This is a genomic window from Paenibacillus lutimineralis, from assembly GCF_003991425.1.
Taxonomy (GTDB): domain Bacteria; phylum Bacillota; class Bacilli; order Paenibacillales; family Paenibacillaceae; genus Fontibacillus; species Fontibacillus lutimineralis.
Genome location: NZ_CP034346.1, coordinates 5,824,258 through 5,846,459 on the forward strand (window position 1 = coordinate 5,824,258; position 22,202 = coordinate 5,846,459).

The window sequence follows — 22,202 nt, forward strand, 5'->3', positions numbered from 1 at the left end:
TCCTTCAGGGAAGCAGTCCGCCAAACCGCTGTCTATCTTTTAGTGAGTGTTCAAAAAGTCCGGTTTTCAGCACCGAGAAGGCCCGGATGAATTCAAGATTCGATGCCGAATTTGCTTCCTGATTCACTTCGTGATCAAAAGCTGACTTTTTGAACAACCTCTTTTATTATATGCGCGGCTTGTACAGATTATTTACACACCACATGCCTGCCGCTCAAGAAGGAAAAACGGATACGCAAAGGTATCCGTCTCTTTGATATAACCTATTTTATTACAAATAAGGTGTCGGGTCTACCGGATTACCGTTAATACGAACCTCGAAATGAACGTGTGGCCCAGTGGCAACACCGGTCTGACCGACCTCCGCTATCTTCTCACCTTTTTTCACCGTATCTCCGACCTGTACCTTAGTCCCGCCAGTACGGATATGACCGTAAAGCGTCCAGACATTGTTGCCATGATCGATGACAACCGTATTTCCGTAGCCGCTCCACCATTCTGCGACGATGACGACACCACCTTCAGCTGCATGAATATCGGTTCCTTCCGAAACAGCAAGATCTACCCCTGTATGCGACTTAACCTTTCCCGTCACCGGATGTACCCGTGTGCCGTACCCGGAGGAGAGACGCGCCCCGTTCACTGGAACCATCATTGAGCCGCCATTTCCTGTGAATCCACCTGATGCCGAATAGGATACCTTCTTGGTAGTCGTCTTCGCTTTATATACTTGAGCTGCTTTGATCTTCTTCTTCTCATTCTCAAGAGCAGAACGCTTGGTCGCCAGTTTGACAAGCAATTCATTTTGCTCCTGAGTAATTTCTTCCTGTTGATCGATCTGATCGCTATACTTCGCAATCAATTGCTGCTTCTCAATTTCTTTCTCCTCAAGAATACTTCTACGATCCTCCGCTTGAGCATACAATGTCTTCACTTTAGCGTAGTCCTGTTCAAGCTGCTGCTGCTGATCCTGGAGAAGTTCTTTATCATGCTTGTGCTCATCCAGCAGGACCTTGTCCTGATTCATGATCGCCTGAAGGGAATCAGCCCGCTGCAGAAAATCCGAGAAGCTAGTGGAGGACAGCAATACATCCAAATAAGAGACAGCACCGTCGGTATACATGATACGAACCCTCGTATCCAGCAAGCCTGAACGTTCCTCAATCCGCTGCTTTGTCTTATCCAACTTGTTCGCGGTATCCCGCAGGTTCGTCTTCGTGTCCTCAATGTCCAGTGCAATATTGGCCAATTCATTACTAACTGTATCGATCTGTGATAGCACCTGCTTCAAATACGCCTGGTTCTTGTTCACATAGTGCTGTGCTTCCTGCTTCTTGTCAGTTGCTTTCTCTTGCTGAATCTTCGCCTGTTTCGCCTGCTTCTGAAGCTGCTTCAGTTCGGCATCAATCTGGTTGATGGTCTTAGATTTGGCATAACCCTCTGTTGGGTTGAACATCGTAGCGGCTATGGTGATTACAGCAATCACGGATATCCATTTCTTCAAATTCTTTTCCCCATCCTTCTCACGATTTAGATTAGCCTCTTCCTAAACTCTTTCTCTTCTGTACCTTGCCACGCCTATACCTTCAAAGATTTACGGATGGACATGAGACTTCCCCAGATGCCGATCAGCAATCCAAGTCCGATCAATAATCCGCTGATCTGAAGTGCGATCTGCTTGATCGGAACGAGTCGGAAGGCAAGGGTCATATCAGCGGCTACCGCTTGCTCCAGCTCCTGATACCCGAAGATCAATGCGCCCACCGTAATAACGGAGCCGATCAAGCCAATCAGTGCTCCCTCAATAAAGAAAGGCCAGCGAATGAAGGCGTTGGTCGCACCAACCAGCTTCATAATTCCGATCTCACGACGTCGTGCCAAGATCGTCACCCTGATCGTGTTGGAGATGAGGAACATGGCCATTAATGCCAGGCCGGCTACGAAGATAAACCCGATGTTGCGGATCCCCCGCGTAATCTTGAATAGCTTCTCTGTCGTCCCTTTACCATAGTTCACTTTGTAGATCGGCTTATCTGGATTTTTGTCGTTGAGCGCTGTTATTTTGCTGGCAACGAACGGCGCCGTCGTTGGTTCGATCAATTTGATCTTGAACGTATCAGGGATCGGGTTCGTCTCATCGGTATAGCCTTCAAGCAAGTCCTTCCCTTCCGCACCCAGCTTCTCCTTGAACTCCTTGAGCCCTTCGGACTTCGGAATCAGGGCCACCTCGCTAACCTCCGGCATCGACTTGACTTCTGCAATCAGCTTGTCCCGCAAGGCATTATCCACATTCGATTCCAAATACACGCTAATCTGCACCTGACCGTCAGCATCATCTGCGAAGGAATTTATGTTAACGACAAGCATTATAAATACGCCTAATATAAATAGAGATACGATAATTGAAGTAATGGATGCCACCGACATCCAGCCATTGCGGAACACATTACGCGCCCCTTCTCGAAACTGTCTTAAGAGGGTACTAAAACTCATATCCGTATTCCCCTCTCATCTCATCACGAACGATATTTCCATGCTCAATAGCGATGACGCGCTTGCGCATCGTATTCACAATATCCTTATTGTGGGTCGCCATAACAATCGTCGTACCGCGAAAATTAATCTCATCTAATAGCTGCATAATTCCCCATGATGTCTCCGGATCAAGATTCCCGGTTGGTTCGTCAGCAATGATAACCGACGGGTTGTTCACAATCGCCCTGGCGATCGCCACCCGCTGCTGCTCTCCCCCTGATAATTGGGATGGATCACGAGTCGCCTTATTTTTCAGACCGACCAATTCCAGCACCTCAGGCACCCGCTTGCGAATCACTTTCTTCGGGGCTTCGACAACCTCCATCGCAAAAGCGACGTTCTCATATACATTCAGCTTGGGCAGCAGCCTGAAATCTTGGAAAACAACGCCGATATTGCGTCTGACATAAGGAATTTTTCGCTGTTTGAGCCTTCCGATATTAAAACCGTTTACAGAAATCTGCCCTTTCGTAGGCACTTCTTCCCGATATATAAGCTTCATAAAAGTCGATTTCCCCGCGCCAGAGGGCCCGACCAAATATACAAATTCATTACGATCGATTTTGACCGAGATACCCTTCAAAGCATGGGTCCCGTTTGAATATGTCTTCCAAACATCCTGCATTTCTATCACTTCATCACGTCCTAAGCCTTGATTCATATCTAGTTAGTTTGTACGCATAGTCAACTACTACAATTTCGACATCTTCTAGCCAAATCCTTTATAAGTTGAGCCAAATTTCTTCAGTTCGATAATTATTGTAACAAATATGTTACCATTTGAGTACCCGAAAGTTTCCATTATTTCAGCATATATATCATTAACAAGGTTGTACAATAAGTTTTTCCAGTGATGATAAGGAGCGAATAATGGATAGAAATCGATTCATATTCTTCGTGGCCCCGTTATTAATTCTCGGTAGTACGGCGCTGTTTCTGCTGTTCTCACTGCAGCATTATGCTTATAGGGATACGATTCCGTCTGGAGTAGACGTCGCCGGGATTCCTATGGGAGGAATGTCAGCTCATGAGGCAATACAAGTACTGGATAGGAAGCTGGCGGAGCTGGAGTTGGAGAAAGTCACTTATTCTTTTCGCGACATTGCCAGTTCTGAGGTTCTATCATGGAAAAATAGCGGGATCACCTTCGACATATCTGATTTCCGCACCGAGCTGACTGCCCTAACAAATGGAAGTCTCTGGAGTCGAATCCAGATCCGCAGCCACTTTCCCAAGCAATGGAGGTTACAGGCCCGTTACGATCTACAGCCGTTGAAATTACAATTGGGTCCGGAATGGGAGAAAGCTCATTTGGGTGTACCGGTAAATGCGACAAGAACGATCGGAGCGGATGACAGCATCCGTTATACGGCTGGAAAATCCGTGTACCGAATCGATTGGACCGTCTTCATGACGCTGATTCAAGCTGCCCTTCCAACCACACTCCCCTTGGATAAAATGGACGATGGTGCCGCTGAAGGGGATCTTCGAGAAGAGTCAACCGACGTTACTGGACATGATACTACAGCACATCCACGACAGAACTTTCGAGTTCCGACCCAACCCATCACAATCTCTGTTCCACTAATTAAGCTCCAACCAAGCGTTACCCTGGATAGCCTCAAGTCGCAGGGCATCACTCGCAAAATCGCTCAATTCTCCACCGATCTTACGACGAGCGGCGAGGGACGTTTGCACAATGTCGACGCTGCCGCCCACAGCATCGATGGTATGCTGCTGTCACCTGGCGGTACTTTCGACTACGCCAAGGTGATCGAATCCGCCGAGCAAGAGTATGGCTTCCGGGAAGCACCGGTCATCTTCGGCGGCAAGCTCGTCCCTGGAGTAGGCGGAGGCATCTGCCAAGTTTCCAGCACCCTCTACAACGCTGCCCTCCGGGCAGGTCTAGAAATAGTGGAACGACGCAATCACACCCTGCCTGTCAGCTATGTCCCGAAGGGACAGGATGCCACCTTCGCTCAAGGGTACATTAACTTCCGCTTCAAGAACACGACAGGCAAGTATCTGTTGATCCGCGCCGAGAGCAGCAACAATCAGCTTGTAATCAAACTGTTCGGTACGCTTGCTGAAAACGTGACGTACAGCATCCAATCGAGAACAACCCGAACAATCGCGCCCACCAACAAATATATCAAGAATCCTTCGCTTCCTATGGGCAGCCAAGAGATCATGCTTGAGGGTAAGCCTGGTTATATTGTAGAGACGTATCGTCTTAAGCAGGTCGACGGCGTTACCGTCAGCCTAACTTTGCTGTCACGTGACACCTACCCGGCCCAGCCGGCTGTCATTGCTGTCCACGATGGAACAGAGAAAAGCGGCGATCCCCCGTCACAAATCCTAGAAGATGGGGTAGAGGGACCCAAATTCCCTTGATTTTTGAGAAATTTGAAAAAACAATAAAAAAGCCCTTTTGGGGGCTGCTGGTCGGGATCCGGTTGAATTTATGAATAATGCATGCAAATTTGTTGGACTAGACAGGGGAAGGGGATTATATTGGTAATAACCCGTTACGGACTTGCCCATAGCGGGTTATTTTTTTTCATACATACATTACTTGAGAGAGTTGGAGCGACTGAACGATGTGGGGGATTATAGCAATTTTAGGACTGATACTGTTTTTGATCTGTATTCCATCATTTGTCTATGCTTTGAAAAGAAAGAAAAAAGGAGGCATTGCGGTTTATGCCATCATGGCAGGGATTAGCTACTGCATTTTATTATTCGGTGGGCTTGAGGCGATCAGCGAATATCAAGCCGCGAAGGCCGAAGAAACAAAGATTGCCGCGGTTGTAGCTGAGGAAGACCCGGGAGGCGCCAGCGCCGATGATATGGTTGTAAAGGTGGCGGAAGAAGCCCAGCCGGCGGATTCGGCTACCGCATCCGACACAGCCATACCTGACGAAACGGCTAAACAATCGGCCGAAAAAAAGGCGGACCTGGACGCGAGGACAGATGAAGCTGGAGATAACCCCAACAGGCCGGATGAAATCATCAGCGACGAAATTCCGGATGAAGTGGAGCCTGCCGGGAAAGGCCCTTCCTTGCCGGAGCAATTGACCGCTTCCGGTGGAATCGGCGATACGCTCTCCGTATTGGGAGAAGAGTATGGTTATAATGCGGGGGACGAGAATCATGCTTCTTTTAAAAGAGGGGCGTTAACCGCGGATTTGCACCCGCCCACAAAACGGGCTTACCAGATCGAATACGGATATGTCGGCGATGTGGGAGGTGCCCTGAACGCCATCAGCGATATGATTCCCGCCGATTCGGTACAATTGGATATGGGGGTCGGCAAGGACAAGGTGATGATCAGCTATCGTAGTGAAATGTTGTCCCAAGCGATTCAGGAGGGCGACTTTGTGGCGTCGTTCAATGTCACAAAAGTCGGTAAAGACAAGCTGGCGAGCTACATCAACATAAGTCTTGGAAGTTTTACGCGCACCAAGGAGTCCGTCGAATAAAGCAAAATGTAAAGCCGGTCCGATATATTTCTGATATCGGGCCGGCTTTAATTTTGAAGGAAGCCTATAATAATTAATGACATTAATTTATTTGAACTTGAATGTTTACCGTCAAACCAAGCGATTCCACCGGTTTGTGGAAGGTCTAAATAGGCATTGGCCCAATCCGAACAATTCATTCCTGCATACATTGCATTAGCCCATTTTAGATAAGGAGTGAACTCGAATGACGTTTATGCCTCCATTTGGACCACCATCTGGTCCACCACTGGGTCCACCATTTGGACCTACACCTGGACCGCCTGGAACAGTTGGACCACAGGGACCAACTGAACCTCCTCCAGCTTTTGAGCCGACGATGACTGCTTTTGCAGTTGATCCTCGAGCTATTTCCCGCTGCTTGTTTCGATACACTTTTATTTGGCTTAATAATGGGAATCGCTTCTGGTTCTATCCAACTTTTGTCGGAAATGTATCGGTTGCAGGTTTTAGGTGGACCGGTAGGTTTTGGTTAATGTCCGGAATTAGTTTAAGAGAAATTAGTTCATTTTCATGTTTTTAGCTATCATCATCGCTCCCCAGGCCGCATCGTGCTTAGGCAAGATACAGGATAACCCCGGGTAACTTTCGGCTATCCTTCCCCTCAAGGCTGACTGAATAAAGCTATTATGCAGCAGCACACTTCCGGCTAGCGCCAGATTACCCGACTGCAAACCAAGGCGCTCAGCGACGGGAGCGAGCAATTCAAATAACGCCTCGGCACTTTGCCGAGCTATATTCAAAGCCGCCATATCACCGACAGAGCAAGCCTCGGACAGAATCGGAGCCAGCGCTGCAATATCCTTCTTCGTCCGCTGAGGGTCATAGACAAAGCCTATGACCTCATTGAGCGAACCATTAGGCAGCTGCAGCGTCTCATAAATCCGTTCACTGACTACTGTCGGAGGAATCCTCCCATCGCTGGCCTGAACGAGTGCCTCAAGCAGTTGCCTGCCGATACTATAGCCGCTCCCTTCATCGTCAATTAGATGGCCGAAACCGCCGGTGCGATGGGTGCAGCCCTGCTCATTCCGTCCGTAGCAAATCGAGCCTGTTCCAGCGATGAGAATGATACCGTGTGGCTGGCTAAGTGCGCCATAGAGCGCCGTTTCATGATCGCCGGCTAGTGTCAGGCCGCCACGATATCCAGCCTTGCGAATCGCCACAGTTAACCGCTCTGTTACTCCCGTAGCACTGATCCCAGCAGCGCCGAGACAGATATGCGCACAATGCTCCAGACTACCGCAGACCATTCCAATCCTCGTAACGATCTCCTCGATATTTCGCTCTACAACTCTCTCATCCTGTCCATTATAGTTGATCGGACCCGACGTGAAGGTCTCAACCATCCGACCGCTCTCATCAGCAATAGCAACCTTTGTCTTCGTACCTCCACCATCTAGGCCTGCGGCAAATCTCATGATGAATCACGCCTTTCTCTTTTTACAGGTAACTCAAAAAGTCCACTTTTGATAAGAAAACCTGATACGCTGCACTCCTCATGCCCCAGCTTCATCCAGCTGAAGCGTTTTGAAAAGATGCACATCACTAGACTGTCGAACTCTAACGAAACTGGATATCGCTATTTAGGCCAAAAATGGTGGTTAATTATTTTAACGAAACTGGGTATCGCTATTGAAGCAAATGAGTGGTCAAAAGTCTGGATTTGTCCCGAATAACGATATGGTGTTTCGTTAGGTTTTATTTACCGTTGTTTTTGAAGAAATAACGATCTGTAGTTTCGTTAGACATTAATTTGCCTAAAATTTCACTCCATGCACGAACTCATGAATAAAGATGATACTTTTGTTTTTCCCTGGCGAAATCCCGGCTCTCCTCGCGAAACTTCTCCAGCATTTCAGTGAGCCCAGCCTCTTCCCAGTAGAGCTTGTCACCGCATAGTAGATCAATGAATGGACGCGAGCCCTCCTTAACCGGAGGCAAGTAAGAGAACTCTTCATAGTTCCGCTTCATGGTGTACATCAACGTCACGCCCGTCTCAACCGATCGGTATGAAAGTGTATCAGTCACATAAATCTGTATCCCTGCGCAGAGCTCATCTTGGAACTTCGAAGTGGTTGGCTTGAAGTATACGGGTCGAAAACGCACTCCTGGCAAACCTCTACTATTCATTTCATCAGCCAGGCGCTCAGCGTCGATAAATGGCGCTCCAATGATCTCGAACGGGAACGTTGTCCCTCGTCCTTCTGACAGATTCGTACCCTCAAACAAGCAAGTGCCGGCGTATACGAGAGCTGTCTCAAAGCGTGGAATCCCCAATGAGGGATGAACCCAAATCTGTCCTGTCTGCGGGAAGAGCATGTTCCGTTCCCATCCCTCGCAAGGGATCACATGGAGCTTCGCCTTCCAGCCCTTCTGTTCATTGGCCATATTTGCTATCTCTCCCACAGTCAGACCATACCGGACAGAAAGCGGATAATTTCCAATAAAGGATTCATAACCAGGCTTGAGTACATTTCCCTCCACCGTCAGTCCGTCAAGCGGGTTCACGCGGTCCAACACAACGAACTCCTTATCTGCCTTGGCACAATCCTCCAGAGCATACAACATCGTATAAATAAACGTATAATAACGCACGCCCACATCTTGAATATCGTAAACAACCATATCCACCTGATCGAGCATATCCGCAGTCATCCGTTTGGAATCCTTGCGATATAAACTGTATACCGGAACGCCGGTCAACGGATCAGTATACGTCTCTACCATGGCCCCTGCTGCCTGATCTCCACGCACGCCATGCTCCGGCGAGAATAGAGCAGTGAGATTGAAATTGTCATGCAAAATTTGAATCGTAGATACGAATTCTGAAGTGATACCGGTCGGCGTCGTGATTAAGCCAATCCGTTTACCCTGAAACAGATGGGAGTACCTCAATATGCGGTCGATTCCGTTCTTAACCATAGCCTCCGCTCCTTATAGAGGTTGTTCAAAAAGTCCGCTTTTGAACACGCACTTATAGTTCTGACTTGATGATGCGCAAAGACTCCTCCGGGATCGTGAATGTCTCTGCATAGGTCTTACGCGCCTCTATACCACGAACCCGGGCCAGATGCTTGTAATACTCCAAATAAGGGAAAGACTTGCTGCCCGTCACGAACCAATGCTGGGACACCGCCTTAACCCATAGATCATAGGCATCCTGATCGAAATCGATATAAACATACGGTGTATAGCCGACAGCATCCTCCCAATTTTCCGCATAGTACAGTCGTGAGGCAAAATGGGCAGGCTCATGCCGCTGCATGGAAGCGAGCCCTGCGAAGAAGCGGGCATCGTTAACAATCAAATGTGTCGTTCTGTGATCCTTATGCATGCTGTTCTTGAAATGAGTGATGATAATGTCCGGTTTAACAAGACGAATCACATCGCAGACACGATAGCGCATGTCCTCACTGTCGCTCAGCTCTCCATCTGGGATGTCGAATACGATCGACTCCCCGCCCAGCATATCTGCGAAGACTTTCGCTTCCCGAACCTTTTGCCCCCGGTATTCTCCCATGTCCTGCCCAGCCGGGACACCACGCTCCCCTGCCGTAAGTGCCAGGGTAACGATACGATCCCCCTTTAATGAATGGCTGGCAAGCACGCCTCCCGCCGTAAGCTCCATATCTCCAACATGACCGCCGATCGCCAGAATCGTTAGTGTCTTCCTGCTCATTTTCAGAACTCCCTTCTCATAATTACGAACCGTTTGACTGTCTGAAAACCCGCTTTTTCATAAATGCGTTTAGCCGGATTATTGATTCCAGTAAATAGAGACATATAGTCGGCCCCGATCTGCTGAAAAGCCTCGCACATTTTAAAGAACAGAATGCTGCCTAGACCGTGCCCCTCATGCTGGGGGTCCACGCCAATGCCGATGAAGAAGGCCCGTCCGCCGGGCTCGCGAATGATCGGTCCGGCGAATCCCTCCGTATTTCCTTGATAGGCCGCTATCATGACCGGAATTCCCTGCGCCGCATAGCGTGGAATCTGTTCGCGCCATAACGGATTGTCCAGCCCATCCAGCATCTCCTCTAATCCCCCATGCTTCGAGAGATCTAGCAGCTCGACCCGATATCCATCCCCTTCGGCCTTGCTTTCCTTGGCCCGGATTTCCTCCGGAATCCTAAACTCGGCAAGCGGCATATACATCCCGCACTCCTGCGCCCGCTCCACATACCCGTAGTTCAGCAGAAAGCCATGTAGCGTGCTTCCCTCCGGCACTCCAGGAGTATTGTTATGTTCATGACCAACGGTTCCCGGAATGATCCAGGGCAGCATCATCGGATTAAAAAACAGGCAATCCGCCTGCTTCTTACCAAGCTGTTGAAAGCGGCTCTCCAAGGCTTCGACCATAAATCTGTAAGATGCATCGTTTTGAACAGCTCCATCTAACACGATACAGGTAATATAGCCTGCCACCTTACCTAAGGGCAGATCATCCCCCGTACAACCGCAGGCAAAGCCCTGCACATGCCCTTCCTCATGAAACATGACAAAGGTGGCTTCCCGGTCAAAATAAGGGTTTGATAAAAATAGATCTACGAAACTGGCTTCGGTTAATCTTCTATATCCATCCCGCACCGCTTCCCTGTTCCATAACTCAACGGTCTCAGCTATGAATCGATCATCCCATGTTGTGATCATGTTCTGATGCCCTCCGCTTCCATTGAACTTAATACTCCATCATAAGTTTATGTTTGGACTTATACCCCATCATACTTTACGTTCAAACTACCTCTAAAATGGATAACTGATCTTGCCCATTATGACTGGTCTGCTTGCTCCAGTTGCCGCCGGCAAATTGTTCGGTCGCCTGACCAGGGTGTAATCCGCCAGCAGCGCGAAGGCTACCGCCTCCTTGGCATCGCTGCTTAGTCCGAGCTGCTCCTGAGTAAGCACCTGAACCCCAAGCGGCTCCAGATCCGCCTGCAAATAACGGAGCAATACCGGATTGTAGCTGCCTCCGCCGCCAACAATCAGCATGTCGGCCGGATAGCGCTCCTGGACGTACTTCCGGTACGCCTCACTAATCGAACGTGCTGTTAACATCGTCACCGTGGCAACCAGATCCTCATCTGAGAGGTTATACTCCTGCTGATGGGCTAGCAATCTAGCAATATAGGCTGAGCCGAACAACTCTCTTCCGGTAGATTTAGGCGAGCTTTGGCTGTAGTAAGGCTCCTGCATCAACAGGTCAAGCAGCCGTTCATTCGGATGGCCTTGTGAGGCTATAGCTCCTCCTGCATCCATCTTGCTCTTCCCACCGCTCATATGCGTGACCAGGCCATCGATGAGCATATTGCCCGGCCCCGTATCGAAAGCAAATACGTCCTCTGGCGGGCTGCCCGCCGGAAGCACCGTCATATTGCCGATCCCCCCGATATTTTGCAGCAGCAGCGTCCTTTTCTCTTCCCCGTACAGCAAATGCTCCGTGAATGGTACGAGCGGGGCCCCTTGGCCACCTACGGCCATATCAGCCGGGCGAAAATCAGATACGCAAGTGATCCCCGTTCTGGCCGCGATTATCGAGCCCTCACCAATTTGCGCCGTATAACGAAGTGCGTATCCCCCAATAATCTCATCTGTCGGATGATGATACAGTGTCTGACCATGCGAGCCGATGTGGGATATATCCCCCGGCGCCAAACCAGATTTAGCAATGACAGATAGAGCCGCTTCCGCAAACAATTCGCCAAGCCAAACATTAAGGCGACCTACCCGATCCAACGTGGCCTTCTTGACGTCGAACAGAGTAAATATTTCGTCTCGAACCTGAGTGGAGAAGGGGGTATTTTCAAAACCTAGAAGCTGGACCTCCGGTCTCGTCCCCACAGCACCTGTAATCCTAACGACCGCCGCGTCGATGCCATCGACCGAGGTACCTGACATAAGTCCAACCGCATAACGTGTTACCAGGTTTGTCGACTGGGCCTCACCCATCTGTCCCGCAGCAAATTCCGTCATCCGCCCTGAGGCTTGTGACCCGTCCATTAACCCTTCACCGCTCCCACGGTTACACCCTCAAGGAAGTACTTCTGCAGGCTGAAGAACAGGATGAACATCGGCAACGCCGAGATCGTTGCCCCGGCCATCATCGGCGCGAAATACGTCGTATTGGCAAAACGGAAGTTCTTGAGCCCCACCTGGATCGTCTGCATATCCATCGTATTCGTGACCAGAAACGGCCAGAAGAAGGTATTCCAGCTATCCATGAAAGTAAGAATGGCCGTAACCGCCATGACTGTCTTCGACAGCGGCACGATCACCTTCAAGAAAATTTGAAACTGATTACAGCCCTCCACCTTGGCACACTCGATAATCTCGTTAGGAATAGAGGACATAAATTGTTTGGTTAAAAATATGCTGTAGACGGTGACCAGTCCAGGCATGATCAGAGCTCTGTAAGTATTCTCGATCTCAAATATATTCACGATCAGAATATAAAGCGGTACCTGGGTCACTTGATATGGAATCATCATGGCGCAGAGCAGAATTGAGAACAGGACGGCCCGGCCTTTGAAACGGATTTTCGAGAAGGCATAGCCTGCCATCGTGGCGAAAATCACGTTAGATACCGTAACACTTCCTGCCACAATCAATGAGTTCAGCAGCCAACGATAGGAATGTTCACTGTAATCAAAAAAGAATTTATAGGATTCAAGAGATACTTTGGCAGGCCATAGAGAATAGTCCATAGCCCCCGCCTCAACGGGATCCCCGAATGAAGAGATAATCATGAAATAAATTGGAAATAACGTTGCAAGAGCAAACAGTAAGAGAAGAATCATGATGGATGTATTCCTGGTGTATTTAACCGTTTGCTTGCCGGTATGTTTCTTGTACAGAGCCATGTGTCATTCTCCTCCCCTATTAGTACTCGATATTTTTACCGAAGAATTTGAATTGAATGAAGGAAATACTGGCAATAATCGCAGCCAGAATCAGTGATTGCGCAGCCGCCTTGCCGAACTCGAAGTATTTAAACGCATTGTTGAAAATAAGCAAACCAACCATCGTTGTCGCATTGTCCGGTCCGCCCCCTGTCATCAGGTAAGCATTCTGGAACACCTGGAAGGAACCAATAACACCGGTAACGAGCAAGAATAAGGTTGTCGGTTTCAGAAAAGGAATCACGATATACCAGAGCTTCTTGAGGAAATTCGCTCCGTCCAGATCGGCGGCCTCATAGTAACTCACGTCAATCCCGAGAAGAGCGGCCAAATAGATGATAATACTGGTGCCGTGACTCGATAGCCAGGCCATCAATACGAGCGAGAACATCGCCGTGGAGCTGGACCCCAGCCAGTTCAGGTTAGAGATACCAAAAAGGCCCAGTAGCTTGTTCAAAATACCGCTTGGCATCGGATCAAAGATCCACAGCCAGACGACAGACAAAGCTACCCCCGAAGCAACCGCCGGCAAATAGTAGATTGCTTTGAAAGCAGTCTGCGTCCGTTTCTTCAAAGGAAGAATTAGAATCGCTACTGCAAAGGACAAGAACAAGGTGACGGGGACTGTGAGTACGGTATATACAATCGTGTTTTTAATAGACTTCCAGAACAGGGAATCCGAAAATGTATTGATATAGTTCTCAAATCCTATGAACACGGAGCCCAGCGGGCGGTATTCCTGGAAGCTGATGATGAAAGCACTGACTACGGGATAAGCCGTAAACATCGCATAGACAACAAGTGCCACGGCAATAAAGGCATAACCCCAAGCATTGTCGCCTCTCCATTTTCGTTTTTTGGCCACTTTTGCTGTTGTCGGTACTTTTGCTAATTGGCTCATATCTCTTAGCTCCTTTTCCAACCGTTTTGCCAAAATGACCCGGGTAGCCATATGAATAATCTCAACGGCTACCCGAGCTAAAAGATAATTAATCCTTCACAATACCATCTTCTCCGAAGGTCTTGATGGCTGCAGCCTTCACGGCTTCATACATATCTTCCGGAGTTATCTCGTTCGCAAGTAGAGCCTGTAGCTTAGGAACAATGACTTCATCTTCCATTTTGATCGCTTTAGCACCTAGGTCAGATGGAATATCAGGACGCGGTGGATTCGCATGTGAGAGAAGCTTCTCTACAGCTGCTACGTTGTCCGGATTACGGTCAACTGGCATACTCGCAGCGGCATCTCTGGCGCTCTTCGTAATATGAGCAGCGAACAGATCATTGTTCGTCATCGCAGCAACCTTGCCGCTGGCAAGGAAATATGCAGCCTTAACTACGTTGGCTTTATGCTCATCGGTCGGCTCCTTCTTGCCGCGGAATGTAACATATCCGTCTACTACCGTGCTTGAAATCGGCTCTTCACCTGCGAATGTAGGAACTGGCAATACGATATATTCTACTGGGATACTACCGCTGACAGCGCTTCCATCATTGGCTTTAATTTTCTCGTTATTTTGTCTAGCATTGTTCTCAAACGTAGCGAGACCCTTACCCGTAATCATGGTCTGTCCTGTTAGGAACATATTCCAGCGTTTTCCTGCATCTACTGAGCTGAGCTCCTTCGGCATAGACCCGTCATCGATCATTAGACGAACGTCCTTCAGCACTTCCAGGAAGTTCTTGCTCGTTAAGGCGTATTTCAAATCCTTCGTAAATGGAGCAGGCATACCCGCATTTTTGATGAGAATGTTCAAGTAGTCCTTGCCTGTAACGCCCGCGGTAGCAAATACGAACCCATAACGCTTCGTTGTATTGCCTTCCTTGACGACACCATTCTTGATCGCTTCACGGAACTCATCAAAGGTCCAGCCGTTCTGCTGTACACTCTTCCAGTCTATGCCGGCCTGTTCAAGGAATTCCTTGTTTCCTCCCAAAGCATGCACTTCCATATAAGCTGGGAAGCCGTACAATCCTTCAGCTCTCTTCATATACTCCAGCGGAGTCTTATCATAGTCATTGACCATATCTGGCGTCGCTAAATCCGTAATATCCATCAGCATATTCTGCTGCAGATACTTCGAGATTCCCTCTGAGCCGATAAAGGCGATATCTGGAGGGCTTCCCGCATTCACCTGCGTATCGAGCTTCTGCGTCATATCTTCCCAGCTGGCAGGCTCAATTTTAAGCGTCAAATTTGGATAGAGCTCGTTGAAGTCTTTCTCCATCTGTTGGAACATATCTTGGAAATTGCCCGATACCGGCGGAAGCAGCGCCGTAATCGTATCTTTTGCCTCTGAGTTAGTGTTGTTATTAGATTTACCGGAATTCTCCGTCTTGTTATTATTGGCAGCTGTATTGTCTTTGCCGGAATTGCCTTTATTGGAAGAACCACAAGCCGTTAATGCAGTCAAGGACATGGTTAGTGCCAAGACTAATGCCAACACACGCATTTTTCTCATAACAAAAATCCTCCCCCTGGAATTTCATACTAAACTACGCGATTTGTAGTACGAATGGCTAACTTCAAGCTTCCTTCGCATTCCTGCAGCACCTGCTTGCCCTTCTCGGCATCCAGGCCCGTCTTGATCATCAGGATAGCCAGCTTGCAATTCATAGACGCCTTATGCAGGTATTCACCGGCCGTGTCATCATCGACTCCCGCCGCAATTTTGATGATGCGGATAGAGCGGTCATAAAGCTTCTTGTTGCTAGCCCTCAAGTCCACCATCAAATTGTCGTATGTCTTCCCCAGTTTGACCATCGTGCATGTTGTAAGCATATTGAGCACAAGCTTCTGAGCAGTGCCAGCCTTCAGACGAGTCGAACCCATGATCACTTCAGGACCTACTACAGGCGCGATACAAACATCGCAGACCGCTTCCAATCTGGAGCCCTTATTATTAACTACTCCGATCGTCGCTGCCCCTAGTTCGGCTGCCCTCTTCAGACCGGCAATAACGAAGCTGGCCGAGCCGCTGGCCGAGATGCCAACGACAGCATCACGTGCGGTTACGCCGACCCGCTCGATTAAGGCAATCCCCTCCTCTATACTATCTTCAAATCCTTCAACAGCCACCCTTAAAGCCATATCGCCTCCGGCAATATACCCTTGCACTAGCGTTGGGTCTACTCCGAAAGTAGGTGGACATTCCGAGGCATCCAATACTCCCAATCTTCCAGAAGTACCTGCGCCTATATAAAACATTCTTCCACCATTCTTAAGCGAATGATATAGAATATCCACCGCCTTCATGATTTGAGGAATTTCCGCAGCCACGGCAGCTGGAACCTTGGCATCCTCCTGATTAAGCAGATGAAGCATTTCTTCGGTTGTACATTCATCAATCATCTGTGTGTGGGGGTTGACTCTCTCTGTGGTCAGTTCTGCAAAGTATTGTTCCATAGCTGATCCCTTCTCCTCACTGATGGTCTCAATCTCCATTTCCTAGAGGTAGTTCAAAAAGTCCGCTTATGATAAGAAAACCAATCGAGATCAATTCAAGGATGAGTGACCGCGATCCAAAGGTAGGTTCTCTTGCGATATAGAATTTCATCAGTACTGCTGGTACCTTGTAAATTCAATATCTATCACGAAGTGAATCGAGTAGTAACTCGACCTTTTTGAACTCTTACTCTTAGCTTTAGCTTAAATGAGCGCTCACCTATCCGTCAATAGTTTTTGGAATAAAATTTTACTATGTAATATTATTTTGTATTTTTAATTCAATGTTTCAACAAAAAAAGAGACCATTCCTTATTTTTCTCCATCCAGAAAATGCACCCCTCACTTGCGGCAGGTGTTTTCGCAGGCTCAGTGCCCCTGTCTTCTGTCAACGGTTAGTACGTATGACACTTCGCCTCCAGCCAAAGATGTTTTTATTGAAAAACTGGGTGTCATGATAGGAATTTGAAGAAGTAGAGCTTTGCAGCAGTGTATTTCTTTGCGGCTCGTAGTGCGGCTTGTGGTACGGTTTATGGTGCGGTCTATCTGCGGTTTGTGGTTCGGTTTATGATGTGGCTTGTGGTGCGGCTTGTGGTGCGCTTGGCGTTTTCGTGCTTTGTGAACACGGTTATCGTTAGCTCGACATTATCGCGCTTTGTGGCTTTTGTTCGAGCTTGGCCTGGCCTATTGGACATTATTGACCGTTAGAGCCGATCCTTGGATAGTCCCCCCTCCTTACGGACACTTTTGTCCGTAAGGAGGGGGGGACTATCTCAGAAAGGCGTGGTTTTTCCCTTTAACGGTCATAAATGTCCATTAAGATAGCAAAGTGGCTTTTTTCATGCTCTAACGGTCATTTTTGACCAATTGATAGGTACAATAGCGCTGTTGTCCATTGTGAATAAGCAACACTTCCATTTTTACGAGTTTGTCTAAAATACGTCTCGCCTGTCTGTCGGATCGGTTCAGGTGCAAGGCGAGCTCTTCGGATCGGAAAGGCCGAATGACCCGACGAGCAAAGCGCAGAGCCTCTTCATCAATCCAGCTAAGCGAAGGACTCGTTGACAAGGACACAAACTTACCGACAAAAGATAGCGCCATCTGCTGGATAACCTCCGGTTCTTCCTCAATTGACAAATAGGCAACAGGCAGGAACAACCAATCGTCTAATACAAGGTAAGCCTGTTTTCTTGCACAAATCTCTGAACCGCCATGCTTCAATATCTCTCGCGTGAGACCGATATCCATGGACTTCGATGCAGCCTTTGGCGCCAATGGGCATATAGGCCAGATCCAGATATCGATAGCGGCCGCCATAATCCCGAACTTCCCACTCCGCATACAGATGGTTAAAGTTCCCAATGGCTGGGTACCATACCTTTCTCAGAAACTCCTTCGTACCGTGTCCAATTTCCTTTTGAAGCATCTCGCGTCTTCTCGGATTTTTTCTACAGCGAGCTGATCATTAAGCCATTGGTTCTTTTTTGTCTCAAAACCACTCATCGTACCTCTTCCTTTCTATCTGAAAATAAATAATGCCGCTTTGATCACAAGAATCGCAAACGATTCCGGATCAAAGCGGCATGTGCTTCACGCCATTTTCAACTTTTATCAAATCTTATCTCACACGCTTCGCGAGCTAAACTGGCTTAAACCCTGAATTACTCCCAGTGACTGCCTATTTCCGGCCGCGATGCTTGCTAGCCAATATGTTATGTGTCTTGGTCAAATATTTCTTCACATTTTTGTATTCAGCGCTAGCTACGCCGGCGAACAAAATATCGATAATCGTCAGCATCGCAATCCTCGAGCCCATCGCTCCGCTTCGCATCGTAATCTCGGGAGTCGTAATGCCGAGCAGAATATCGGCCTTGTCCGCAAGCTCGCTCTTGCTGTACCGGGTTATGGCGATGGTCGATACATTGTTCTTCTTGGCGATCTCTAGCGTATCCAGGATTTCCACCGTATCTCCCGAATTCGAGACAAAGATAGCGACATCTCCCTTGCCGAGCAAGGTTGCCGCAGTAAGCTGGCTATGCCCGTCCGTGTAAGCATGGCTCATTTTGTTGATCCGGGAAAATTTCTGTTCCCCATCCATGCAGATCAGGCCGGAGGCACCGATCCCGAAGAAGACGATGCGGTTGCTGGAGCGCAGCACCTTGACTGCCCGGGCTACCTCATTTCGGTCAATTACGCTCAGCGTGTCCTCTATCGATTTGATATTGTTATGCGAAATATTCGAAATAATCGTGAATAGGTCATCACCCGGTTGAATATCGGTATAAACATCCTTCTGCTCCTCATCGATTGACCCCAGAGCAGCGGAGATACTGACGATGAAATTCCGGTATCCGCTATACCCCATCGTCTTACAGAAGCGAAGCACAGAGGCGTCGCTCGTCTTGCTGAGCTGGGCCAGACTCTTGATAGAGAGGTGCGGAATTTCCTCCGTATTAGCCAGGATATATTCGGCCACCATTCTCTCCACCGGAGTCAGATTGTCCTTCATCTCACGAATTTTGATCAGAATATTATCATTAATCGCCATGTAATACTCCCCACTTACCTTGATTAATTTATATAGGTGGTTCAATAAGTCTGACTTTTTGAACACGCACTTATATGATTCATTCATTCCTTTGCACCAACAGCTGGCAATACTTGCACCTATCTTAAGCGCTTTTTGGCTAGAAAACAAGCAGATCAAGGTGAATAATTGGTAAATTCTTTAATTAACCTGAAATTTTATTTCAAAAACATAATACATTATAACATTTATTTGCGGAATATTATTGTCGGAATTAAGAACGGGTGCTATAATGACGGCGATGATAGCAGCTGGAGTTCTATCCCAAAAGCATAGGAGGAGTTCAAATGACTCAGAAGCTAAAGATCTCCATTATTGGTTCTGGAAGTACCTATACCCCTGAACTTATCGAAGGTATTATCAAACGCAAAAATGTACTGCCCGTCAGCGAGCTGGTGTTCATGGATATCGATGCCTGTAAACTGGACATTGTTGGTCAGCTGTGTAAGCGCATGATCGAGGCTGAGCAGCTCCCCTGTCGGATAACGATGACTCAGGATTTGGATGAAGCGCTAAGGGATGCTGACTTTGTACTAGGGCAAATTCGCGTTGGCAAACTTCCCGCCAGAGTTCTGGATGAGAAGATCCCGCTTAAATATCATTTAATCGGCCAAGAGACCTGTGGTATCGGTGGGTTTTTCAAGGCGATGCGCACGATTCCCGCGATGCTGCATATTGCAGAGCGGATGAAGGATCTATGCCCCAATGCCTGGCTGATCAACTTCTCGAACCCGGCCGGAATTATTACTGAGGCATTGCTCAATCATAGCGGGGTCAAAATGCTGGGCCTTTGCAATGTACCCTTTAACATGTTCAAAAGCATTCGTGAGACACTCCATTTGGAGCACCCCGAGTTCACCTATATTGGATTGAATCATCTGAGCTGGATTACTTCGATTAGACAAGACGGTATGGATTATCTTGAAGCCGCGCTTGATATGGGGCTAAACAGCGAAGCGATGAAGAATATTCCGTCCAGTGGCTTCAGCAAAGAACTAATCCAGACGGTTGGCGCGATTCCTTCCTCCTATCTTGAATACTACTATTTCAAGAACAAGAAACTCAAGACCGTTCAAGAGAGCGAACTGTCTCGAGGCGAGAAATGTATGCAGATCGAGGAGGAATTGCTGCAGATCTACACTGATTCCAAGCTGCACACTAAGCCAGAGCTGCTGTCCTCCCGCGGCGGAGCCAATTATTCTGAGGTGGCTATCAGTCTAGTGGATGCCATTTACAATGATAAACAAGAGGTTCATGTCGTCAACCTGCTGAATCAAGGCGCGCTCGATTTCATGGAGGATAACGATGCTGTTGAAGTATGTGCGGTTGTCGGCAAAGACGGTGCCAAGCCAATTAAAATCGAAAACTTTGCCAATCACCATATTATCGATTACATGAGGATGGTTAAAGCCTATGAGCGCGAGACTGTCGCTGCTGCGGTCAGCGGAAGCGAAGATGCCGCTATGCGCGCGCTGCTGATGAACCCACTCGTCGGTGATTACGACGCTGCCTACCATTGCTTCCAGGAGCTTAAGCAGGCTCACCAAGCCTATCTGCCGCAATTCTTCAAGGAAGGCAGCAGCCAATGAACAAAGTCAACAAATACATTATAGGTGTTGACGGAGGCAACAGTAAAACAGATTATTTTCTGTTCGATCTTCAAGGCAATTATATTGATCATCTTCGTACTGGTACTTGCAGCCACGAGCGCTTCCCCGATGCCTATGCCAGCACCTTCCGAATCATGCGGCAGCATCTAGAGGAATTGCTTACTCCTCACGATCTGGAAGCTGATCAGCTTGCGGCTGCTGCCTTTGGGCTTGCCGGGGCGGACATTCCTTCCCAGAAAGAACAGCTCGGCGATGTGATTAAGCGGCTGGGCTTCAGCAATTATGCTGTAGACAATGATTCCTTCCTCGGTATTAAGGCTGGCAGCGAAAAGGGCTACGGCATCTGCTCTATCAATGGTTCGGGTATGTCCACCGGAGGTATAAGCAGATCTGGTGAACGCCTGCAGGTCGGCGGCGTCGGCAGCGAGTTGTCCGGCGACGAAGCAGGCGGCTTCTATCTAGCCCGTAAAGTGCTGCGTACCGTGTACGACTCCTTCTACCGGATGGGTGAAGATACGGCTATGACTAAGCCAGTCATGGATCTCCTTCAGGTCAGCGATAAATCGAAATTTATCGAAGCCATGGTCGAAGGTACTGTGAAGCGGAATCTCCCGAATACGGAGCTAATGCAAATATTGTTCACCGCAGCAGATCAGGGCGATGCCCCGGCGATCAGCGTCATTGATCAGACGGCTGAACAGTTGGCCCGCTCCAGCGCAGGCTGCTTGAACAATCTCAACTTCTCAGGGGAGACTGAGATCGATATTGTACTCGCCGGTTCCGTGTGGATCAAAGCCGAAAGCCCGCTCCTCTTCGAGAAATACCAACAATATATGTCCGATTGGGCTCCCTGCAATTGCCGTTACATTTTCCTTCAGGTCCCTCCTGCAGCCGGGGCAGTACTATGGGCATTGGAGCTGTTCCATGGCCAGCCCGTACATTCGGCGTTCCGCCATAAAGTAATCAGCAGCATTGAACAGGTGCAGACCGGACAGCACGCTCCGATAGAGTCATAATATATAACGATATGAATTATTATATAAGAGCCATCCTTAGGCAAGTAAACAAGCACTTTAAGGATGGCTCTTTTCTATTTTGTAAGTTATATATTTAATACTGGATATATAGTAAAATTAATCCAAAGGGTTATTTTTATAAGATTCAAATCCATTTGCTGAATGAAGATGTTCTAGAGATGGGTTTAGACCGGAATTCTATGAAATACATAAGATTATCACCTGTAAAAAATTGAAGTTGGAGGAAAAAGCCATGTATTCATCGAGTGAGATCCGTTCTGCGGCCAGGAAGACTTCTCAAGGGGAGGCTGATCTGAGGAAGTCGGAGAGACAGCTAAGCTCTGATGTTCAGGAAGCAGCCTCCTGGTGGAAAGGGAAGGCAGGATCAGCATTCAAGGATGACTTCACGAGGCAGACCAAGAGCGAAATCACCCGGTTGTACGCAGAAATCCGGGATATCGAATCCGGGCTTGAACGCTTGGCTCGGGAAGTTCAAATCGCCGATGAGCGCCGCCGAGCTGAGGAAGCCAGAAAGGCGTTAGAACTGCAAAAGCAGCAGAAAGGCAGGTAGTAACAAATAAGGAGAGCG

Annotated in this window: 19 protein-coding genes; 5 read left to right on the forward strand and 14 right to left on the reverse strand. The window is 48.3% G+C overall.

The window, feature by feature from the left end; translation table 11 throughout:
- Positions 1 to 271: 271 nt before the first annotated feature.
- The 3 genes from EI981_RS25990 to ftsE all read right to left on the reverse strand — a co-directional run bounded on the left by EI981_RS25990 (position 272) and on the right by ftsE (position 3,169).
- Positions 272 to 1,504 carry a murein hydrolase activator EnvC family protein gene (locus tag EI981_RS25990; protein WP_127003174.1) on the reverse strand — a complete coding sequence of 411 codons (1,233 nt, stop codon included), beginning with the start codon at positions 1,502 to 1,504 and terminating at the stop codon, positions 272 to 274.
- 74 nt (positions 1,505 to 1,578) lie between these two features.
- Positions 1,579 to 2,493 carry a permease-like cell division protein FtsX gene (ftsX, locus tag EI981_RS25995; RefSeq protein ID WP_127003176.1) on the reverse strand — a complete coding sequence of 305 codons (915 nt, stop codon included), beginning with the start codon at positions 2,491 to 2,493 and terminating at the stop codon, positions 1,579 to 1,581.
- Positions 2,483 to 3,169, reverse strand: a complete 687-nt coding sequence (gene ftsE / locus EI981_RS26000) for a cell division ATP-binding protein FtsE (RefSeq protein WP_127003178.1) — start codon at positions 3,167 to 3,169, stop codon at positions 2,483 to 2,485. The genes ftsX and ftsE overlap by 11 nt, the downstream gene beginning before the upstream one ends.
- A gap of 236 nt (positions 3,170 to 3,405) precedes the next feature.
- On the opposite strand from ftsE, the gene EI981_RS26005 reads away from it, so the two are divergent.
- Entirely contained in the window at positions 3,406 to 4,929 is a 1,524-nt protein-coding gene (locus EI981_RS26005; RefSeq protein WP_227011593.1) for a VanW family protein, read from the forward strand.
- Between the two features lie 317 nt (positions 4,930 to 5,246).
- The gene (locus tag EI981_RS26010; protein ID WP_227011594.1) at positions 5,247 to 6,017 is read left to right on the forward strand and encodes a hypothetical protein; all 771 of its coding nucleotides are present in this window, start codon (positions 5,247 to 5,249) and stop codon (positions 6,015 to 6,017) included.
- Positions 6,018 to 6,556: 539 nt separating this feature from the next.
- Here EI981_RS26010 and EI981_RS26020 read toward each other — a convergent pair.
- The 11 genes from EI981_RS26020 to EI981_RS26070 form a co-directional block, all read right to left on the reverse strand.
- Positions 6,557 to 7,477 carry a BadF/BadG/BcrA/BcrD ATPase family protein gene (locus EI981_RS26020; RefSeq protein ID WP_127003184.1) on the reverse strand — a complete coding sequence of 307 codons (921 nt, stop codon included), beginning with the start codon at positions 7,475 to 7,477 and terminating at the stop codon, positions 6,557 to 6,559.
- 364 nt (positions 7,478 to 7,841) lie between these two features.
- Positions 7,842 to 8,981: an exo-beta-N-acetylmuramidase NamZ family protein gene (locus tag EI981_RS26025; RefSeq protein WP_127003186.1), complete on the reverse strand. Its 1,140-nt coding sequence runs from the start codon at positions 8,979 to 8,981 to the stop codon at positions 7,842 to 7,844.
- A gap of 52 nt (positions 8,982 to 9,033) precedes the next feature.
- Complete coding sequence (locus EI981_RS26030; protein ID WP_127003188.1) at positions 9,034 to 9,738, reverse strand: PIG-L deacetylase family protein; 705 nt, start codon at positions 9,736 to 9,738, stop codon at positions 9,034 to 9,036.
- 2 nt (positions 9,739 to 9,740) lie between these two features.
- Positions 9,741 to 10,709 carry a GNAT family N-acetyltransferase gene (locus EI981_RS26035; protein WP_127003190.1) on the reverse strand — a complete coding sequence of 323 codons (969 nt, stop codon included), beginning with the start codon at positions 10,707 to 10,709 and terminating at the stop codon, positions 9,741 to 9,743.
- 93 nt (positions 10,710 to 10,802) lie between these two features.
- On the reverse strand, positions 10,803 to 12,056 hold the full coding sequence (locus EI981_RS26040; protein ID WP_335926270.1) for an anhydro-N-acetylmuramic acid kinase: 1,254 nt from the start codon (positions 12,054 to 12,056) through the stop codon (positions 10,803 to 10,805).
- Positions 12,056 to 12,916 carry a carbohydrate ABC transporter permease gene (locus EI981_RS26045; RefSeq protein ID WP_127003192.1) on the reverse strand — a complete coding sequence of 287 codons (861 nt, stop codon included), beginning with the start codon at positions 12,914 to 12,916 and terminating at the stop codon, positions 12,056 to 12,058. Before EI981_RS26045 ends, EI981_RS26040 begins: the two co-directional genes overlap by 1 nt.
- A 19-nt stretch (positions 12,917 to 12,935) precedes the next feature.
- The gene (locus EI981_RS26050) at positions 12,936 to 13,856 is read right to left on the reverse strand and encodes a carbohydrate ABC transporter permease (RefSeq protein ID WP_127003194.1); all 921 of its coding nucleotides are present in this window, start codon (positions 13,854 to 13,856) and stop codon (positions 12,936 to 12,938) included.
- 88 nt (positions 13,857 to 13,944) lie between these two features.
- Complete coding sequence (locus EI981_RS26055; protein ID WP_127003196.1) at positions 13,945 to 15,417, reverse strand: ABC transporter substrate-binding protein; 1,473 nt, start codon at positions 15,415 to 15,417, stop codon at positions 13,945 to 13,947.
- Between the two features lie 29 nt (positions 15,418 to 15,446).
- The gene (gene murQ, locus EI981_RS26060; protein WP_127003198.1) at positions 15,447 to 16,361 is read right to left on the reverse strand and encodes an N-acetylmuramic acid 6-phosphate etherase; all 915 of its coding nucleotides are present in this window, start codon (positions 16,359 to 16,361) and stop codon (positions 15,447 to 15,449) included.
- 885 nt (positions 16,362 to 17,246) lie between these two features.
- Entirely contained in the window at positions 17,247 to 17,741 is a 495-nt protein-coding gene (locus EI981_RS26065) for a hypothetical protein (protein ID WP_335926273.1), read from the reverse strand.
- A 337-nt stretch (positions 17,742 to 18,078) separates the two neighbouring features.
- The gene (locus tag EI981_RS26070; protein WP_127003200.1) at positions 18,079 to 18,948 is read right to left on the reverse strand and encodes a MurR/RpiR family transcriptional regulator; all 870 of its coding nucleotides are present in this window, start codon (positions 18,946 to 18,948) and stop codon (positions 18,079 to 18,081) included.
- 326 nt (positions 18,949 to 19,274) lie between these two features.
- Between EI981_RS26070 and EI981_RS26075 the strand changes: the two genes are divergently transcribed.
- The 3 genes from EI981_RS26075 to EI981_RS26085 all read left to right on the forward strand — a co-directional run bounded on the left by EI981_RS26075 (position 19,275) and on the right by EI981_RS26085 (position 22,184).
- Positions 19,275 to 20,576: a 6-phospho-beta-glucosidase gene (locus EI981_RS26075; protein WP_127003202.1), complete on the forward strand. Its 1,302-nt coding sequence runs from the start codon at positions 19,275 to 19,277 to the stop codon at positions 20,574 to 20,576.
- Entirely contained in the window at positions 20,573 to 21,613 is a 1,041-nt protein-coding gene (locus EI981_RS26080; RefSeq protein WP_127003204.1) for an N-acetylglucosamine kinase, read from the forward strand. Before EI981_RS26075 ends, EI981_RS26080 begins: the two co-directional genes overlap by 4 nt.
- 253 nt (positions 21,614 to 21,866) lie before the next feature.
- Positions 21,867 to 22,184: a WXG100 family type VII secretion target gene (locus EI981_RS26085; protein WP_127003206.1), complete on the forward strand. Its 318-nt coding sequence runs from the start codon at positions 21,867 to 21,869 to the stop codon at positions 22,182 to 22,184.
- Positions 22,185 to 22,202 lie beyond the last annotated feature (18 nt).

What these genes read in the sequence shown, in the direction of transcription:
- murQ (WP_127003198.1), bottom strand. Translation starts at nt 16,361, where the DNA reads ATGGAACAATACTTTGCAGAACTGACCACAGAGAGAGTCAACCCCCAC.
- EI981_RS26075 (WP_127003202.1), top strand. Translation starts at nt 19,275, where the DNA reads ATGACTCAGAAGCTAAAGATCTCCATTATTGGTTCTGGAAGTACCTAT.
- ftsX (WP_127003176.1), bottom strand. Translation starts at nt 2,493, where the DNA reads ATGAGTTTTAGTACCCTCTTAAGACAGTTTCGAGAAGGGGCGCGTAAT.
- EI981_RS26010 (WP_227011594.1), top strand. Translation starts at nt 5,247, where the DNA reads ATGGCAGGGATTAGCTACTGCATTTTATTATTCGGTGGGCTTGAGGCG.
- EI981_RS26070 (WP_127003200.1), bottom strand. Translation starts at nt 18,948, where the DNA reads ATGGCGATTAATGATAATATTCTGATCAAAATTCGTGAGATGAAGGAC.
- EI981_RS26025 (WP_127003186.1), bottom strand. Translation starts at nt 8,981, where the DNA reads ATGGTTAAGAACGGAATCGACCGCATATTGAGGTACTCCCATCTGTTT.
- EI981_RS26020 (WP_127003184.1), bottom strand. Translation starts at nt 7,477, where the DNA reads ATGAGATTTGCCGCAGGCCTAGATGGTGGAGGTACGAAGACAAAGGTT.
- EI981_RS26030 (WP_127003188.1), bottom strand. Translation starts at nt 9,738, where the DNA reads ATGAGCAGGAAGACACTAACGATTCTGGCGATCGGCGGTCATGTTGGA.
- EI981_RS26035 (WP_127003190.1), bottom strand. Translation starts at nt 10,709, where the DNA reads ATGATCACAACATGGGATGATCGATTCATAGCTGAGACCGTTGAGTTA.
- EI981_RS26055 (WP_127003196.1), bottom strand. Translation starts at nt 15,417, where the DNA reads ATGAGAAAAATGCGTGTGTTGGCATTAGTCTTGGCACTAACCATGTCC.
- EI981_RS26080 (WP_127003204.1), top strand. Translation starts at nt 20,573, where the DNA reads ATGAACAAAGTCAACAAATACATTATAGGTGTTGACGGAGGCAACAGT.
- EI981_RS26045 (WP_127003192.1), bottom strand. Translation starts at nt 12,916, where the DNA reads ATGGCTCTGTACAAGAAACATACCGGCAAGCAAACGGTTAAATACACC.
- EI981_RS26065 (WP_335926273.1), bottom strand. Translation starts at nt 17,741, where the DNA reads ATGCGGAGTGGGAAGTTCGGGATTATGGCGGCCGCTATCGATATCTGG.
- EI981_RS26050 (WP_127003194.1), bottom strand. Translation starts at nt 13,856, where the DNA reads ATGAGCCAATTAGCAAAAGTACCGACAACAGCAAAAGTGGCCAAAAAA.
- EI981_RS26040 (WP_335926270.1), bottom strand. Translation starts at nt 12,056, where the DNA reads ATGGACGGGTCACAAGCCTCAGGGCGGATGACGGAATTTGCTGCGGGA.
- EI981_RS26005 (WP_227011593.1), top strand. Translation starts at nt 3,406, where the DNA reads ATGGATAGAAATCGATTCATATTCTTCGTGGCCCCGTTATTAATTCTC.
- EI981_RS26085 (WP_127003206.1), top strand. Translation starts at nt 21,867, where the DNA reads ATGTATTCATCGAGTGAGATCCGTTCTGCGGCCAGGAAGACTTCTCAA.